The sequence below is a fragment of the Pseudomonas mendocina genome, assembly GCF_900636545.1.
Taxonomy (GTDB): Bacteria; Pseudomonadota; Gammaproteobacteria; order Pseudomonadales; family Pseudomonadaceae; genus Aquipseudomonas; species Aquipseudomonas mendocina.
Genome location: NZ_LR134290.1, coordinates 584447 through 602513, shown reverse-complemented (window position 1 = coordinate 602513; position 18067 = coordinate 584447). Strand labels below are relative to the sequence as shown.

The 18067-nt window shown below is 64.8% G+C and carries 13 protein-coding genes; 7 read left to right on the top strand and 6 right to left on the bottom strand.

Features of this window, described 5'->3' with window-relative positions:
• Positions 1–121: 121 nt before the first annotated feature.
• Both EL191_RS02780 and EL191_RS02775 read right to left on the bottom strand, forming a co-directional pair.
• Positions 122–1471, bottom strand: coding sequence for a DUF3999 domain-containing protein (locus EL191_RS02780; protein ID WP_041976317.1), 1350 nt, complete (start codon positions 1469–1471; stop codon positions 122–124).
• Positions 1468–5097 carry a DUF2339 domain-containing protein gene (locus EL191_RS02775; protein ID WP_041976316.1) on the bottom strand — a complete coding sequence of 1210 codons (3630 nt, stop codon included), beginning with the start codon at positions 5095–5097 and terminating at the stop codon, positions 1468–1470. The genes EL191_RS02780 and EL191_RS02775 overlap by 4 nt, the downstream gene beginning before the upstream one ends.
• Before the next feature lie 256 nt (positions 5098–5353).
• Here EL191_RS02775 and EL191_RS02770 point away from each other — a divergent pair, with 256 nt between their 5' ends.
• On the top strand, positions 5354–5749 hold the full coding sequence (locus EL191_RS02770) for a YkgJ family cysteine cluster protein (protein ID WP_013713689.1): 396 nt from the start codon (positions 5354–5356) through the stop codon (positions 5747–5749).
• Between the two features lie 34 nt (positions 5750–5783).
• Here EL191_RS02770 and EL191_RS02765 read toward each other — a convergent pair whose 3' ends face one another.
• The 4 genes from EL191_RS02765 to choX all read right to left on the bottom strand — a co-directional run bounded on the left by EL191_RS02765 (position 5784) and on the right by choX (position 9395).
• Positions 5784–6257: a thioesterase family protein gene (locus EL191_RS02765; RefSeq protein ID WP_041976314.1), complete on the bottom strand. Its 474-nt coding sequence runs from the start codon at positions 6255–6257 to the stop codon at positions 5784–5786.
• Positions 6258–6394: 137 nt separating this feature from the next.
• Entirely contained in the window at positions 6395–7360 is a 966-nt protein-coding gene (locus EL191_RS02760) for an L-carnitine dehydrogenase (protein ID WP_041976312.1), read from the bottom strand.
• A 116-nt stretch (positions 7361–7476) separates the two neighbouring features.
• Complete coding sequence (locus EL191_RS02755) at positions 7477–8364, bottom strand: BKACE family enzyme (protein WP_013713686.1); 888 nt, start codon at positions 8362–8364, stop codon at positions 7477–7479.
• Positions 8365–8462: 98 nt separating this feature from the next.
• On the bottom strand, positions 8463–9395 hold the full coding sequence (gene choX, locus EL191_RS02750; protein WP_041976309.1) for a choline ABC transporter substrate-binding protein: 933 nt from the start codon (positions 9393–9395) through the stop codon (positions 8463–8465).
• A 286-nt stretch (positions 9396–9681) separates the two neighbouring features.
• Here choX and EL191_RS02745 point away from each other — a divergent pair, with 286 nt between their 5' ends.
• The 6 genes from EL191_RS02745 (at position 9682) to etfA (ending at position 18056) form a co-directional block, all read left to right on the top strand.
• Complete coding sequence (locus EL191_RS02745; protein WP_017360554.1) at positions 9682–10629, top strand: GlxA family transcriptional regulator; 948 nt, start codon at positions 9682–9684, stop codon at positions 10627–10629.
• A gap of 196 nt (positions 10630–10825) precedes the next feature.
• Positions 10826–11803: a dipeptidase gene (locus EL191_RS02740; RefSeq protein WP_013713683.1), complete on the top strand. Its 978-nt coding sequence runs from the start codon at positions 10826–10828 to the stop codon at positions 11801–11803.
• A gap of 170 nt (positions 11804–11973) precedes the next feature.
• Positions 11974–12504: a 4-vinyl reductase gene (locus EL191_RS02735; protein WP_041976306.1), complete on the top strand. Its 531-nt coding sequence runs from the start codon at positions 11974–11976 to the stop codon at positions 12502–12504.
• Positions 12505–12589: 85 nt separating this feature from the next.
• On the top strand, positions 12590–14650 hold the full coding sequence (dgcA, locus tag EL191_RS02730) for a dimethylglycine demethylation protein DgcA (protein ID WP_013713681.1): 2061 nt from the start codon (positions 12590–12592) through the stop codon (positions 14648–14650).
• A 174-nt stretch (positions 14651–14824) separates the two neighbouring features.
• Positions 14825–16786: a dimethylglycine demethylation protein DgcB gene (gene dgcB, locus EL191_RS02725; RefSeq protein ID WP_041976304.1), complete on the top strand. Its 1962-nt coding sequence runs from the start codon at positions 14825–14827 to the stop codon at positions 16784–16786.
• Between the two features lie 37 nt (positions 16787–16823).
• A complete protein-coding gene (gene etfA / locus EL191_RS02720; RefSeq protein WP_041976301.1) occupies positions 16824–18056 on the top strand; it encodes an electron transfer flavoprotein subunit alpha in 1233 nt (410 codons plus the stop codon).
• Positions 18057–18067: the final 11 nt, after the last annotated feature.

Here is an 18067-nt window from a genome sequence, read left to right as displayed (position 1 = left end):
CGAAACTGCTCACGACTCACAACGCGGTGATACTTCCCAACCGAAGAAACCGTGAACGCTGCCTACGATACTGCAAAAGCATGGCTTGAACAGTAATGACATGCATTCCCGACCATGGCACTCAGCCTTTGTCGGGGCGCCGCAGAAGGCTCGCCGCCATCGCGGCCAACAATGCCACGCCGAGCAACAGTACAGCCCAAAGTCCCCAACGCTTCCAGTCCATCGCCGCAGTCGCCGGTGCATCCACCTCAGTCGACTGCACGGCAGCGACATCGACCTGTGCCACTGTCAGCGAAGCCAGACGCTCATCCGAATATCCGGGGATCAGGGTGCTGACGGGAAGCGCGGCCGATGTGACATCGCCCCTTCCTACCGCGAGTCGATAGGGCGGCTCGCCACGCGCCAGGAAAACCAGCTGGGTGGCGCGCACAGCGAAGGCCGCGGTCGGGGCCTGATCGCCCAGGCCGCCACCACGTGCATCGACCTTCAGGCGCACCTGGCGCACCGGCCAGGCTGGCAGGGCCAATTCATCCTGTCGCACTTCGCGACCGTCCTGCGGCAGTCGATAGAACACACCACTGGCAAGCACTCGCCAGGGGTCCTTTTCCACCGAGCGCGCCTCGAACAGGACAGGAGCCAGGGTGTTGGGCTCGTCCAGATGGATGCGTAGGCGCTCTACCGGCAGCGCTTGCGGCAATTGCCATTGGTAATGTCCGTCGTTCGTGATTTGCGCCTGCATCGGTTCGGACCAGACCAGCGGCGCCGGGCTGCTCGCCTTGCGGCGACTGCGCAGCGTCACCGCGTCCAGCTCCGGCACCTGCCGCGGGCTGTCCCAGAGCAGTCGGATGTAGCGTGCCGAGCGAGCGGGCAGTTCTACCTGACGCTGATCGATTCTGTCGCCTGCAAAGCTCAGGCGCGCCACCTGCCCCTCGCCCCAACGACGCCAGTGCTGCAGGTCGTCGCTGGCCTCGATGGAGAAACTCTGAAAGCCCTCCTCGCCGCCGCTCCAGCTGAGGTCGAGGCGCACCAGTGGCGCATCGATGGCGCTGGCGTCGAGCAGCCAGCCACGCAGCTGGCGCTGCGCGGGCGACGGCTCGTCACCACTCAACTCGATCAAGGTACCGTCGGTGCTGCGTTGCACGCGCAGGCGCGGCGCATCGTTCTGCTGTGCATCGGCATACAACGGGAACCAACGCACCCCGTGCTCCTGCTCTTCATCACGCGACTCGCTCCGGCCTGGCAGCAACGCATAGGCCTGAGCCTGACCGGCACCGTTGAAGATGCGCAGGTCACGCAGATCGGCATGCCGAGCGGCGTAGTGCACGGCCATCGGCAACTCGACCCGATACCAGGGGCCTGCCCCGTCCAGCGTAAGCGGCAACAACTGGCGATAGTCCTGCGGGCGCTCTTCGGCTTGTACGCTGGAGAGCAGCGACAGGCCTAGGGTCAGAAGGGTGGCGATGATTCTCACGACAACGACTCCTTGTTCGCAGGGATTTCATCGGTCTTGCGCGGCGGTAGCGGGGCAAAATAGCCCACGACCAGGAGCAGCACGCCGACACCGATGAACGACACGATGCGCTCCAGCCCGCCACGATTGCCCAGTTCGATGAAAAACAGCTTCGCCACTACCAGGGCGATTAGCGCGGCGCCAACCAACCACAGCTCGCGACGCGCACGCAGGTGGCCGAACAGCATCAGCGCCAGGGCGATCAGGGTCCAGACGATGGACAAACCGGCCTGCACCAGCATCGAATCGAACAGCGCCGGGCTGCTCCAGACGACACCGCCCCAGTGATGAGCCGTACGCATCACCATCACCGTCAGCAGGGCGAACAGCGACAGTCCAGCCACGCACTGAGTGATCTGTAGCGCCCGCGCAGGCTCCAGGCCGAAACGTGGCAGGGCAAATCGTCCCCAGACCACCAACGCCCCCAGGCACAGCAGCAGGCCGAGTTCCAGCGGGTTCAGCAGCGGCAGGTAGGGCAGCGGGTCGCTGTCGCCGGCACTGTTGGCGTTGGCCAGCCAGAACCAGACAAGCATCGATGCCGCCAGCGGCGCAGCGGCCCAGAGCCGGTATTCGCGCTCGAAAGCGACCACCGGCCATGGCAGGCGACGTGCCTGCGCCATGCCCCACAGATAGGCGGTCGGCAGCAAGGCCCAACCCAGCCAGCGCCAGGCGTTGTAGTGGTCGGCCAGGCTCAACAGCAGATAGCGCAATTCCAGCGCCAGTACGGCAATCAGCAGCCAGCAGCCGAGCACATGGGCGACACTGGCCGCCTGGCTCGGCAGCAGATCGGCGAGTCGCCTCAATGCCAACAAATGCACGACCAGCACCGCTGCCCAGCCCAACCAACCAAGGTTCGCAGCAGGATGGTAGAGCGAATGCCAGGCATGGATCAGGACCACCCCGGCTACCGGGGCCAGCAGGCTGCACAGCACCGCCAGCTCGCGCCAGCCGGTGCGCAAGGCCAGCGGCATCCAGATCAGCACCGACAGTGCCGCCAGCACCAGCAACGCGCCGGCTTGTAGATCCGGCGCCACGAAACGTAGCACTTCGCTGCTCACTGCCAGCGCCCACCAGCCGGCGCCCCAGGCCAGCAACAACTGCCCCAGACGCCTCAGGCTGACGCCGTCAATGCCAGTCTCTCGCCCGCTACGGGCCAGGCTGTGCAGGCGCCAGGCACCGATTTGCGCGGCCAGCCCCAGCACGGCCGGCGTCCAGAAACCGGTGTGCGCCAAGGGTGAAAGACCGTCACCACTGATGCCCGCCAGCAACAGCGGCCCAGCAGCAAGAAAGGCCAGGCCGGCGAACACCTGCAGCACCAGGCTGAACAGGAAGGCCGCACGCTGCTGCAGATACAGCCCCAGCCAGAGAATCAGCAGCCCCGTACCGCCCCATACCGCGGCAGCCGCCACCCAGGGCAGGACGAACAGCACGGCCAGGTTGATGAACGCCAGGCCTACCAGCATGACCGCCGACAATGCGCCGAGCAGCCGGCGGTTCTCGCGGATGTGCGGATCACGCGCCGCCAGCAGCATGCCGGCAATCAGGCCGAAACCGACCATGGACGCAGCCAGCAGGCCAAACCATCCGGCGCTGAAACCACCGCTGCCAAACAGAGAATCCAGCGCCATCTGGCCGAGGAACAGCAGGCCACCGAGCAACTGGATGGCGAAAGCGCTGTAGACGAAGCTCGGCGCGGCCAGGCGCAGGCCCACAAATAGCGTCGCCAGCCCGGCCAGCGCCCAGGCAATCGCCGTACCGGGCGCCTCGAACAGCAGCGGAGCGATCAGATAGAGGAAAGCCAACCCAGTCAGCCCCAGCCAGGGCAGCAGTCGGTTCTCCCAGGCGTTGGCGAGCCCTGGCGCCTGGCGCAGTTGCCAGTAGCTGAACAGCAACGCCATACCGAGCATCAGTGCACCTAAGGGTGAGCCATCGAGCAGGCTGTCGTAGCCGAAACCCAGGCCAGTGACGAACGCCAAGGCCGCACCGACCTGCAACAGCAGGGCAAACGCACGCGCCAACGGCCGCCCTTGGCGCAGGCCCAGCCAGAAGATGCCAGCGCCTTCCACGGCCCAGGCAGCGCTCGTCCAGCGCGCATCGAGGCCGAGCGGAATGGCCAGGCTGGCGAATACCACGCCAAGCGCCAGGCTGGTTTCCACCAGCAGCAACGCTCGTTCGCCGGCACGCGCCTTGAGTACGCGCGCCAGCAGCAGATAGAACAAGCCAAGACCAAGGGCGCTGAAGGCAGCGGCGAACTCGATATGGCGGACCAACGCCACCTGCAGGCCAAAGCCGACCAGCGGCGGGCCGAACAGCGTGGTGGCATCGACATAGTCGCCACGGCGCAGCGACCAGCGCAGCAGCTCGTCACGCGCCTCGGGCGCATCCGCTGCGTCACGCAGGGTGCGACGAGCGAACAGCAGGCCGATGGCCACGTACATCAGGAAGAACAGGATCAGGAAGGGCTGGGTGCTCCACAACAGCCCGGGCGTGTAGGAACGCAGGCCCCAGGCGAAACCGATACCGAAGGTGCCGACGAAACCGATCAGGTTGAGCAAGCGCCAGGCCTTGAACCAGGCGATGGCGAAGATGCCGGCATTGAGCAGGGCGAAATAGGAGAACAGCGCGACATGGTTGCCGCTGCCGGTCGAAGTGAGGATCGGCGCGGCAAAGCCCCCCAGCGCCGCCGCAGCTGCCAGGCCAAGCGCATTCTGCTGCACCGAGAGAATGGCCGAGAACAACGTGACCGCGACCAATAGCCCCAGCGCCATGCCAGGGTCGAGCAACGGATGCAGGCGCATGGCAGCGAACACGGTCAGATACAACACGGCGATACCGGTACCCTGCAGCACCAGGGCGTAGTTGCGGTTACGCCGGCGCAGCCACCAGCCCAGGCCCAGCAGTGCAAGAGCACTGGCCGCCACGCCCATGTAGCGCAGCTCGATCGGCACCTCGACGCCTTCGGTGGCGTAGCGCAGGAGGAAGGCCAGGCCAAGGAACAGCAGCACCACGCCGACCCGCAATAAGGTGTTGCCACCCAGTAGCCAGGCCTTGGCAGCGGCGAAGCCCCGTTCCAGCAGATTCGGTTCGCGCGGCTCGCGGGGTTTCCAGGGGCCGGCCTGGGGCGCCGACTGCGGCTCATGGGCGACCTGTGCGGCCCGCTGGGGCGTTGGCGCTTCGGCGGGCTGCTGCAGCGCCGCTTCGATTTCCGGCTCCAGCGTCCAGTCCAGCTCCACCTCTGGCGCCCGCTCGGTGGTGGCGGCCTCGGCCACAACCGGCTCGAGCGGCGGTTGGGGCTCGAGCTCGGCCGCGACGGGTGAGGTCTGCTCGGTGGGCGCCGGCTCGGGATCAGCCCGTTCGCCCTGCTCCACCTTGACCAGGCGCTCGTGCATGGCGCGGGTGCCGCGCTCGAAGCGCTCGGCGAATTCCTTGAGCTGCGCAGTCAGCTGCGCATTGCGCGTCTCCAGCCCGTGCAGGCGCAGCGCCTGCCCCAGACTGAGGCCGAGCAGGCCGCCGAGAATGGCGCCCGTGACGGATTCGCTGACGCCCGCGCCGAGCACCAGTCCGACCAGCATGAAGATCCATTGCATGCGTTATGTCCTACCGCTGTGGAAGTGTCCTCGCGTCCCTGCCGGCAGCCCGAGGTGGCTGCCAGTATAGGAGCAGCGAGCGTCCAGCCACAGAGAGACGACTGCCACACAGGTCACAGGCACAACGCAAAGTAGCCAACTGCCAGCCGGTGCTTCACAAACGCCACGCGCCCGCTATTATCGCCGCCCCGTGACCGTAGGCGGACTCGAGCGCGAAGCAAACAGTCCGCCGACAAGACAGGCCTAGCCAAGCATCATGATCAAACCCCGCCTGATAGCCGCTGCAGAGATAGACCGCCTGGAAACCTGGGCCAAATATACGGCCGATATGTGCCACAGCTGCATGTCCAGCTGCTGCACGCTGCCGGTTGAAGTGCGCCTGAACGATCTGATCCGCCTGGAACTGGTGGACGAGTTCGAACGCAGCGAGCCACCGAAGAACATCGCCAAGCGCCTGCAGAAGGATGGAGTGGTCGAACGCTTCAACCAGAAGTCGGGCATCTTCACCCTGACGCGCATGTCCAACAACGACTGCCTGTTCCTCGACCGCAAGACACGCCTGTGCACGGTCTACGAGAAGCGCCCGGACACCTGCCGCCATCACCCCAAGGTCGGACCACGGCCAGGGTATTGCGCGTACAAGCCCAAATAAATCTTAGGCACTGGGGCGAAAGACCTAGGCGGCCCTACGCAGCGCGGCGCAGGCCTATGACCCGGCCGACGCAGGCCGGCTGTGGCAGTCCCTGATGCCCGCTGGCCAACTGCGCGACCTTTTCGGCCACTTGGGCGTCGAACGGCGCCGCGCGGCCAGCGGCACTGTCGATGTTCATCAGCATCTGCTCGCTCTCCGCGAGGCTGGCGCTCTCGCCAGGTCGATACAGCGCATGGTGGATATGCAGGCGTTTCGCGTCATGCGCCAACAGCTGCGTGCGCACTTGCACCCGCTCGCCCTCTTTCACTTCGGCCAGAAAGTTGAGGTGACACTCCAGGGTGTAGAGCGTGTGTCCAGTACGGGCACGACCGGCTTCGTCCAGTCCCAGCTCGTCCATCAGCGCATCGGTGGCATGACTGAAGATCAGCAGGTAGAAGGCGTCACGCAAGTGGCCGTTGTAGTCGACCCAGTCGGAATGAATGCTGGTTTGGTAGGTGGCAAGGGTCATGTTTCGTATCCCATGGTCTAGCCCGCTGGGCAGGCAGAGGTGATCTCTGCGGGAGCGGACTTGTCCGCGAAAAATGACCAGACACAGTGCCAGACCATTCGCGGACAAGTCCGCTCCCACACACAGTTCACTTCGACTCAGTCGGCGAACGCGAAGCCGTGCCTGGCCTTGGTCTGGCGGATCGCCTCCAGTACCGCCAGCAAGCAGTCGTCGCGGTAGCGTTCCAGGGCATCCAGGCTGCGTTCGCCCTGCTGTTCAGCCGTGCCTTCGACCACCGCATCGATCAGCCCTTCGGTCAGCTCCGGCGCCTCCAGATATGTCCAGGGCAGTTTCAGCGCCGGGCCGAACTGGGCCATGAAGTGACGCATCCCAGCCGGGCCGCCGGCCAGGGTGTAAGTCAGAAAGGTGCCCATGAACGACCAGCGCAGGCCGGCGCCAAAGCGGATCGCGTCGTCGATCTCGCCAGTGGTCGCCACGCCGTCGTTGACCAGATGTAGCGCCTCGCGCCAAAGCGCCTCTAGCAGGCGATCAGCGATAAAGCCTGGCACCTCCTTGCGTACATGCAGCGGGCGCATACCCAGCGACTTGTACACACTGATCGCCGCCTGCACCGCCTCGGGCGCAGTCTTCGCCCCACCCACCACCTCCACCAGCGGCAGCAGGTACACTGGATTGAACGGATGACCGACCACGCAGCGCTCAGGGTGCGTGGCATCTGCGTAGAACTCACTGGGCAACAGGCCCGAGGTACTGGAGCCGACCAGCACCTCGGGGCGCGCGGCAGCGCTGATCTTGGCGTGCAGCTCGCATTTGAGGTCGAGGCGCTCGGGGGCGCTTTCCTGGATGAAATCGGCATCGCGCACGCAGTCCTCGATGCTGTCGACGAAGCGCAGGCGCTCCAGCGAGGCACCGGGCGCCAGGCCCTTTTTCTCCAGCGCCGGCCAGGCATTGGCCAGACGGGTACGCAACGCAGCCTCGGCCCCAGGCGCCGGGTCCCAGGCGATCACGTCGAGGCCGTGGGCCAGGGCACGGGCTATCCAGCCGGCGCCGATGACGCCGGTGCCGAGAGCGGCGAAGGTCTTGATATCGGTGGCGAAGGTCATGGTGAACTCCGGTAGCCCGGATGCAATCCGGGGAATTGGCGTCAGGGAATGTCCCGGATTGCACCCGGGCCAGGGTTGTCGCGGCTAAAGCCCCTCCCACAGGGAGACGCTGGGCTTCAGCCGCGCCGCTTGAGCTTCATCTTTTCCCGCCCCTCGGCCGGGCTCAGGGCTCGGCCGCCTAAGCGTTCGATGATCTCGATGGCGCGTTCGACCAGTTGGCCGTTGCTGGCGTGCACACCGCGATCCAGCCAGATGTTGTCCTCCAGCCCGACGCGTACGTGGCCGCCAAGCAGCATGGCCTGGGCCACCATGGGCATCTGCATGCGGCCGATGCCGAAGCCGGCCCAAGTGATGCCCGGCGGCAGGTTGTCGGCCATGGCCTTCATGGTCGTGGTGTCAGCCGGCGCGCCCCAGGGAATGCCCAGGCACAACTGGATCAGCGGGTCGTCCAGCAGGCGTTCCTTGATCATCTGCTTGGCGAACCACAGGTGGCCGGTGTCGAAAATTTCCAGCTCGGCCTTCACGCCCAGCTCGGTGATGCGCTTGGCGCCAGCGCGCAGTTGCGCCGGAGTGGAGACGTAGATGAAGTCGCCGTCGCCGAAATTCAGCGTGCCACAGTCCAGGGTGCAGATTTCCGGCAGCAGTTCCTCGACATGCGCCAGGCGGGTGAGCGGCCCGACCAGATCGGTACCGGCGCCGAACTCCAACGGCTGCTCGCCGCGGCCAATCTCCAGGTCGCCACCCATGCCGGCGGTGAGGTTGATGATGACGTCGGTGTCGCTTTCGCGGATGCGCTCGACCACCTCGCGGTACAGCGCCACGTCGCGACTCGGCTTGCCGGTCTGCGGATCACGCACATGACAGTGGGCAACGGTAGCGCCGGCCCTGGCCGCTTCGATGGCAGCCGCCGCGATTTCCTTGGGCGTGACCGGGATCGCCGGGTGCTTACCGACGGTGTCGCCAGCGCCGGTCACCGCGCAGGTGACGATAACCTCGTAGTTCATTTTCGACTGTCCTTTCCAGGGGCGAACGGAAGCCAACGGCATTGCCGCAGGCATGAGCAAATAGGGAAATCAGCGCCGGTCGATCCGGCGCTCGTGTATCAGTTGCCGGCGACCAGCGAAACGCTGGCGGGCTTGCCGTCCAGGGTGGTGACGCCATCGAGCCAGGCCTCGACCACCTGCGGATTGGCCTTGATCCAGTCACGCGCCACCTGAGCTGGTTGCTTGCGATCCATGATCGGCTGCATCAGCTCCGCTTCCTGCTGACTGGTGAAGCGCAGGCTGGTGAGCAAGCGGTTGGCGTTGGGGCAGCGTTCGGCGTAGTCCGGCGCGGTAACGGTGGAAACCGTGGCGGCACCGTCGTTGGGGCCGAACACGTCTTCGGTGCCGGTCAGATAGGTAATCTGCATGGACAGGTTCATCGGATGCGGTTTCCAGCCGAAGAACACCACCGGTTTCTCGTTGCGCACGGCACGGCCCACTGCGGCGAGCATGCCCGCTTCACTGGATTCCACCAGTTTGAAGCCGCCGAGGCCGAACTGGTTGGAGTCGATCATCTTCTGGATTGCCGTATTGGCCCCAGAGCCGGCCTCGATGCCGTAGATCTTGCCGTCCAGCTGATCCTTGAACTTGGCGATATCGGCCAGGGTTTTCAGGCCCTTGTCGGCGGTGTAGCTGGGCACGGCGAGCACGGCCACGGCGTCATCCAGCGACGGCTCGGCGGCGACCTTCACCGCGCCGGCATTGAGGAAGGGTTTGATGTTGTCGTCCATGATCGGCTTCCAGTAACCGAGAAAGGCGTCGATCTGGCCCTTCTGGATACCGGCGAAGATGATCTGTTGCGAAGCCTGGGTCTGCTTGGTTTCGTAACCGAGGCCCTGCAGCAACTCGCTGGCGACGGCGGTGGTGGCGACCACGTCGGTCCAGCCGACGGCGCCAATGCGAACGTTCTTGCAACTGGCATCGTCGGCCAGCAGGGAGGTACTGAACAGGCTCAGGGTGCAGCACGCGGCCAGTGCGGTAAGACCTTTCATCTGGGTGCTCCTCATCGTGTCACAGCGGTTTTATTTCGTTTTTCTAGAGGCCATGGTGGCCCCCACCGTGCTCGGGGCTTTCGCTTCCCGATGTAAACACCTTACGCTCGGTAATAACGCTTGATTCGCACCTGAGCGACTATTTATTGACCTGAATCGACTACTTAGTGGCACAAGCGCTCTGATGCCGTATTAATCTCTTCGCTTACCCGTAGCCCGGCAGCCACCCGCGAATCCACCTCCCGGATTGCATCCGGGCTGTCAGCCCCCTGGCGTAGTGATCCATATGCCCCAGATCTTCTGTTTTCTGCTGCTGCCCGGTTTTTCCATGATGGGACTGATGTCGGCCATCGAGCCGTTGCGCGTGGCCAATCGCTTTCGCGGCGAGCTGTATCGCTGGCGCTTGCTCAGCCGGGACGGTAACGCCGTGCAGGCGAGCAACGGCATGTCGCTGAACGTCGATGGCGCACTGGAACTTCCGGAAGCAACCCGCGCGCTGTTCGTGGTGGCCGGTTTCGAGCCATTGGCACACTACGACCATCACCTCGCGCACTGGCTGCAACGGCGCGAGCCGGAGCTGGCTGTACTTGGCGGCATCGACACGGGCAGCTTCGTGCTGGCCGAGGCCGGGCTGTTCCAGCACCAGCGCCTGACCCTGCATTGGGAAGCCATCGATGCCTTTCGCGAGCGCTACCCAGCGCTACTGGTGACCCAGGAACTGTTCGAAATCGACGGCAAGCGCATCACCAGTGCAGGCGGTACCAGCAGCCTGGATCTGATGCTGGGGCTGATCGGCCAGGAACACGGCGAGACGCTTGCGGTGCAGGTGTCGGAACAGTTCGTGGTCAGCCGGATCCGCACGCGCCTGGATCACCAGCGCATGCAGGTGGCCAGCCGCTACGACCTGCACAACAAGAAGCTGGTGCGGGTGATCGGCGAGATGGAGCGCCAGTGCGAACAACCACTGTCCAGTGAGGCACTGGCCGAGCAGGTAGGTATCAGCGTGCGTCAGCTGGAACGCCTGTTTCGCCATCATCTGGACACCACGCCATCGGCCTTCTACCTCGACCTGCGCCTGGACAAGGCGCGCCAATTGCTGCGCCAGAGCGACCTCAGTGTGCTGGAGGTGGGCCTGGCGTGCGGCTTCGACTCGGCCTCCTACTTCTCGCGCAGCTACCGCAGGCGCTTCGCCGCCAGCCCCAGCCAGGATCGCCGCGAGCGGTCAAACAGCTAGGCCAAACGCAGCCCGGATACCATCCGGGCGACCTGTTAACGGGTCGCCGAGGCCTCATATCCAATCGCGACCTCGGCTTGACGCTTTCGGCAAACCCCCAGTCGTTTTTGTACCGGGTCGGCCAGCCCCCCAGGGATAAGCTCTCCCCAAAGCGCCGACAGCCGTCTCGGCGCATCAGTATTAGGGGACAAGCCTGATGAGCCCAGCCGAATTGCACGCCGACAGCATCGTCATCGACGGTCTGATCATCGCCAAGTGGAACCGTGAACTGTTCGAAGACATGCGCAAGGGCGGCCTGACCGCCGCCAACTGCACCGTGTCGGTATGGGAAGGTTTCCAGGCCACCGTCAACAGCATCGCCGCCAGCAGCAAGCTGATCCGCGAGAACAGCGACCTGGTGATGCCGGTACGCACCACCGCCGACATCCGCAAGGCCAAGGAACTGGGCAAGACCGGCATCATCTACGGCTTCCAGAACGCCCATGCGTTCGAGGACCAGATCGGCTACGTCGAGGTGTTCAAGCAGCTCGGCGTGGGCATTGTGCAGATGTGCTACAACACCCAGAACCTGATCGGCACCGGCTGCTACGAGCGTGACGGCGGCCTGTCCGGCTTCGGTCGCGAAATCGTCGCCGAGATGAACCGCGTGGGCATCATGTGCGACCTGTCCCACGTCGGCAGCAAGACCAGCGAGGAAGTCATCCTCGAATCCAAGAAGCCGGTCACCTACTCCCACTGCCTGCCTTCGGGCCTTAAAGAGCACCCGCGCAACAAGTCCGACGAAGAGCTGAAGTTCATCGCCGACCACGGCGGTTTCGTCGGCGTGACCATGTTCGCGCCGTTCCTGGCCAAGGGCATCGACTCGACCATCGACGACTACGCCGAAGCCATCGAGTACGTGATGAACATCGTCGGTGAAGACGCCATCGGCATCGGTACCGACTTCACCCAGGGCCACGGCAAGGAATTCTTCGAATACCTGACCCACGACAAGGGCTACGCCCGTCGCCTGACCAACTTCGGCAAGATCATCAACCCGCTGGGCATCCGCACCGTGGGCGAATTCCCCAACCTCACCGAAACCCTGCTCAAACGCGGCCATTCCGAGCGCGTGGTGCGCAAGATCATGGGCGAGAACTGGGTGCGCGTACTCGCCGACGTCTGGGGCGAATAAGCCTTTTTAACAGCCCCTCTCCCCCGGCCCCTCTCCCATAAATGGGAGAGGGGAGCAAAGCGGCCGGTATGCATTTGCAGTCATGCATGCACGGACAGCCCCCTCTCCCGCTTGCGGGAGAGGGTTGGGGAGAGGGCAAAAAAAACCAACGAATTCTGGAGTTTGAACACATGGCCACCCACGCCCCCGAAATGCCCATCCTGGTCGACGACGAAACCGGCGTCTGGACCACCGACGCCCTGCCGATGCTGTATGTGCCGCGTCACTTCTTCGTCAACAACCACATCGGCATCGAGGAAGTGCTCGGCGCCGAGAAATACGCCGAGATCCTCTACAAGGCCGGCTACAAGTCCGCCTGGCACTGGTGTGAGAAGGAAGCCGAATGCCATGGCCTGTCCGGCGTGGCGGTGTTCGAGCACTACATGAAGCGCCTGTCGCAGCGTGGCTGGGGCCTGTTCAAGATCCAGTCGATCGACCTCGACGCCGGTACCTGCGAAGTGCGCCTGGATCACTCGGCCTTCGTCTACGTCTACGGCAAGTGCGGGCGTCCGGTCGACTACATGTTCACCGGCTGGTTCGCCGGCGCCATGGATCAGATCCTGCAGGCTCAGGGCAGCAGCACCCGCACCGTCGCCGAGCAGGTCTACGGTGCCTCGCAGGAAGGCCACGACCACGGCCTGTTCCGTGTCAAACCGCTCTAAACAATAAAGACAGGAGGGAGGGCTTCACACCACTGAAGCACCTCCAACCAGAGACCCCAGGCCGCTTTTCCGTGAGGGTGCCGCAATGGCTTTTGAAGCAATGTTCCAGCCGATCCAGATCGGCAAACTGACTATCCGCAACCGTGTGCTCTCCACCGCGCACGCCGAGGTCTACGCCACCGACGGCGGCATGACCACCGAGCGCTACGTCAAATACTACGAAGAGAAAGCCAAGGGCGGCATCGGCCTGGCCATCTGTGGCGGCTCGTCCGTGGTCGCCATCGATAGCCCGCAGCAATGGTGGAGCTCGGTGAACCTGTCCACCGACCGCATCATTCCGCACTTCCAGAATCTTGCTGACGCCATGCACAAGCACGGCGCCAAGATCATGATCCAGATTACCCACATGGGCCGTCGCTCGCGTTGGGATGGCTATCACTGGCCAACCCTGATGTCGCCGTCCGGCATCCGTGAACCCGTACACCGCGCCACCTGCAAGACCATCGAGGTCGAGGAAATCTGGCGCATCATCGACAACTACGCGCAAGCCGCACGTCGTGCCAAAGAGGGCGGCCTGGACGGCGTCGAGCTGTCCGCCGTGCACCAGCACCTGATCGACCAGTTCTGGTCGCCACGGGTGAACAAGCGTACCGACGAATGGGGCGGTACCTTCGAGGGCCGCATGAAGTTCGGCCTGGAAGTGCTCAAGGCCGTGCGCAAGGAAGTCGGCGACGACTTCTGCGTCGGCATGCGCATCACCGGTGACGAATTCCACCCGGACGGTCTGTCCCATGAAGACATGAAGCAGATCGCGGCGTACTACGACGCCACCGGCATGCTCGACTTCATCGGCGTGGTGGGTTCGGGCTGCGACACCCACAACACCCTGGCCAACGTCATCCCCAACATGAGCTTCCCGCCGGAGCCCTTCCTGCACCTGGCGGCCGGCATCAAGGAAGTGGTCAAGGTTCCGGTACTGCACGCGCAGAACATCAAGGACCCGAACCAGGCCACGCGCATCCTCGAAGGCGGCTACGTCGACATGGTCGGCATGACCCGCGCGCACATGGCCGACCCGCACCTGATCGCCAAGATCAAGATGGGCCAGATCGACCAGATCAAGCAGTGCGTTGGCGCCAACTACTGCATCGACCGCCAGTACCAGGGCCTGGACGTGCTGTGCATCCAGAACGCCGCCACCAGCCGCGAATACATGGGCGTGCCGCACATCATCGAGAAAACCACCGGCGTCAAACGCAAGGTGGTGATCGTCGGCGGTGGCCCGGCCGGTATGGAGGCCGCTCGCGTCGCCGCAGAACGTGGCCATGACGTGACCCTGTTCGAGAAGCAGGAACAACTCGGCGGCCAGATCACTATCGCTGCACGTGCACCGCAGCGCGACCAGATCGCCGGCATTACCCGCTGGTACCAGCTGGAGCTGGCGCGTCTGGGCGTCGATCTGCGCCTGGGTACCGGCGCCGATGAGGCAAGCATCCTCGACCTGCGTCCGGACATCGTGGTGCTGGCCAACGGCGGTCACCCGTTCCTCGAGCAGAACGAACACTGGGGCGCCGCAGAAGGCCTGGTGGTGAGCAGCTGGGACGTGCTCTCGGGCAAGGTTGCTCCGGGCAAGAACGTGCTGGTGTACGACACCATCTGCGAGTTCACCGGCATGTCCGTGGCCGACTACCTGGCCGACAAGGGCGCGCAGGTGGAGATCGTCACCGACGACATCAAGCCGGGCGTGGCCATCGGTGGTACCAGCTTCCCGACCTACTACCGCAGTCTGTACCCGAAAGAAGTCATCATGACCGGCGACCTGATGCTGGAGAAGGTCTACCGCGAAGGCGACAAGCTGGTCGCCGTGCTGGAGAACGAATACACCGGCGCCAAGGAAGAGCGCGTGGTCGACCAGGTGGTGGTGGAGAACGGCGTGCGTCCTGACGAATCGCTGTACTACGCACTCAAGCAGGGCTCGCGCAACAAGGGCCAGATCGACGTCGAGGCACTGTTCGCGATCAAGCCGCAACCGTGCCTGAGCGAAACGGGCGACGGCTACCTGCTGTTCCGCATCGGCGACTGCGTGGCCCAGCGCAACACCCACGCGGCGATCTACGACGCCCTACGGTTGTGCAAGGACTTCTGATGCTGGTCTCCCCTCTTCCGTCGTTCTGTTACAGAAAGCCGGGAGAGGGGTCGGGGGATAGCGGCCGTTGGGCGATGACTTGCGGTATCTGCTCCCCCTCTCCCTAACCCTCTCCCCGCAGGGGCGAGGGGACTGAACCGTGATGTTTTCCGGTCCCGCGAAGGAGACCACAAGATGTTGAACACCCTGCTCCCCATTCTGCTCTTCGCTGCCCTGGCACTGGCCGTGCTGGGTGCGCTGAAGCGCTTTTTCATGTGGCGTCGCGGTCGTCCTGCCAAGGTCGACTGGATCGGCGGCCTGCTGAAGATGCCGCGCCGCTACCTGGTGGATCTGCACCACGTGGTCGAGCGCGACAAGTACATGTCCAAGACCCACGTGGCCACCGCCGGTGGCTTCGTGCTGGCGGCCGTGCTGGCCATCGTCGTGCACGGTTTCGGCCTGCACAACCGTATCCTCGGCTTCGCCCTGCTGGCGGCCACGGTGCTGATGTTCGTCGGCGCCCTGTTCGTCGCCAAGCGCCGCCTGAATCCGCCCTCGCGCCTGTCGAAAGGCCCGTGGATGCGCCTGCCGAAAAGCCTGCTGATGTTCGCAGCCAGCTTCTTCATCGCCACCTTGCCGGTGGCAGGCATCCTGCCGGCCGACTTCGGCGGCTGGGTGCTGGCGGCGATCCTCGCCGTCGGCGTGGCCTGGGGCGTGTCCGAGCTGTTCTTCGGAATGACCTGGGGCGGGCCGATGAAGCACGCCTTCGCCGGTGCCCTGCACCTGGCCTGGCACCGCCGCGCCGAACGCTTCGGCGGCGGTCGCTCGACCGGCCTGAAAGCCCTCGATCTGGATGATCCGAAAGCGCCGCTGGGCGTGGAAAAACCCACTGACTTCACCTGGAACCAACTGCTCGGCTTCGACGCCTGCGTGCAGTGCGGCAAATGCGAAGCCATGTGCCCGGCCTTCGCCGCTGGCCAGCCGCTGAACCCGAAGAAACTGATCCAGGACATGGTCATCGGCCTGGCCGGCGGCAATGACGCCAAGTTCGCAGGCAGCCCCTACCCCGGCAAGCCACTGGGCGAACACAGCGGCGGCCCGCATCAGCCGATCGTGTCGCTGCAAGGCAAAGCCCTGGTGGATGCCGAGACCCTGTGGTCATGCACCACCTGCCGCGCCTGCGTCGAGGAGTGTCCGATGATGATCGAACACGTCGATGCCATCGTCGATATGCGCCGTCATCTGACCCTGGAAAAGGGCGCCACCCCGAACAAGGGCGCCGAGGTGCTGGACAACCTGATCGCCACCGACAACCCGGGCGGCTTCAACCCGGGCGGTCGCCTGAACTGGGCAGCCGACCTGAACCTGCCGCTGCTGGCCGACAAGGGCGAAACCGACGTGCTGTTCTGGGTTGGCGATGGCGCCTTCGACATGCGCAACCAGCGCACCCTGCGCGCCTTCGTCAAGGTGCTCAAGGCTGCCGACGTCGACTTCGCCGTGCTCGGCCTGGAAGAGCGCGACAGCGGCGACGTGGCCCGTCGCCTGGGTGACGAGGCGACCTTCCAGAACCTGGCCAAGCGCAACATCGCCACCCTGGCCAAGTACCGCTTCAAGCGCATCGTCAGCTGCGACCCGCACAGCTTCCACGTGCTGAAGAACGAATACGGCGCGCTCGGCGGCAACTATCAGGTTCTGCACCACAGCACCTTCATCGAAGAGCTGGTGCGCAAGGGCTCGCTGAATCTCGGCCAGAGCAAGGCCGCCAGCGTCACCTATCACGATCCGTGCTACCTCGGCCGCTACAACGGCGAGTACGAAGCGCCGCGCGCCGTGCTCAAGGCCATCGGCATCGAGGTCAAGGAGATGGAACGTTCGGGCTTCCGTTCACGCTGCTGCGGCGGTGGTGGCGGCGCGCCGATCACCGACATCCCCGGCAAGCAACGTATCCCCGACATGCGCATGGTCGACATCAAGGAAACCGGCGCCGAGCTGGTGGCCGTCGGCTGCCCACAGTGCACTGCGATGCTCGAAGGCGTGGTCGCACCACGTCCGGAAATCAAGGACATCGCCGAGCTGGTGGCAGAAGTGCTGATCGAAGCCACCGAAGTACCGGCCAAGCGCCCGACCACCAAGCGCGAAGCGGCGGAGGTGCAGTGATGAAACAACAATCCCAGCGCATCCAGGAGGCCCAGGCATGAGCGACATCATCCGCCGCGACCCTCGCGCCGAGTGGATCGCCCGTAACCGCCTGCACCCGCTTCATGCGGCCATGCAGAGCCAGAACCAGACCAGCTGGATGGGCCCCAACGGCGTCATCCGCAAGAATCCGCACGCCATCGCTGCCGGCTTCATCGGCCCGGCTGGCCTCAAGCGCATCGACCGCAGCGGCGCCCAGCAGGGCACCAGCGGCAAACGCAGCAGCGCCAGCGTCGAGGTGCAACTGCCGCTGCATGTCGTCGAGCAACCGGCCTTCCACATCTGCGTGGTACCGGACATGGTCGGCGGCCGCCTGTCCAGCCATGACAAGGACCTGCTCGGCCTGGCTCGCAAGCTGGCCGGCGACAGTGGCGCCGTGGTTGCCGTGGTGTTCGGCGAGGACAAGGAAAGCGCCTTCGACACGGCCGGCGTCGACCGCTTGCTGCGCATCGGTGGTGACACCTTCGATGGCTATGCCCCGGAAGCCCGCGTACTGGCGCTGAGCGCCGTGGAGAGCCAACTGGCGCCACGCCACTGGCTGCTGCCAGACAGCCGCACCGGTGGCGGCGAACTGGGCCGTCGCCTGGCCGCCAAGCTCGGCGAGCGTCCTGCAACTCGCGTCTGGCAGGTTGCCGGCGAACAGGCCATTGGCCGTGCCGGCAGTGGTCAGCAGGATATCCAGCGCGCGCTGCCACGCCTGATTCTGGCCGCGGCCGAATGCGCCGAGCCGGTCAGCGAAACCCGTCATGAAGCTCGCTCGCTGGAACTGGCCGAAAAGGTCGCCCACAGCCTGCCGCGCATCGAGGACCTGGGCCCGGTGGCCGTGGACCCGGCGCAGATTCCCATGGCCGAGGCCGAATTCATTCTTTCCGGCGGCAACGGCATGAAGGACTGGGACCTGTTCCACCAGGCTGCCGTCGCCCTTGGAGCAACCGAAGGCGCCTCGCGCGTGGCGGTCGACGATGGCTTCATGCCGCGTGATCGTCAGGTCGGTGCCACGGGGACCTGGGTCACCGCTCGCGTCTACCTGGCCGTCGGTATTTCCGGCGCCATTCAGCACCTGCAGGGCATCGGCGCCTGCGACAAGGTGGTGGCGGTGAACATGGATCCCGGCTGCGACATGATCAAACGCGCCGACCTTTCGGTGATCGGCGACTCGGCGGCGATCCTTCGCGCGCTGATGGAGCGTGTCGCCGTCTGGCGCCAGGAGGGCAAGCGTGAAGCGGCCTAATCCTTACCACT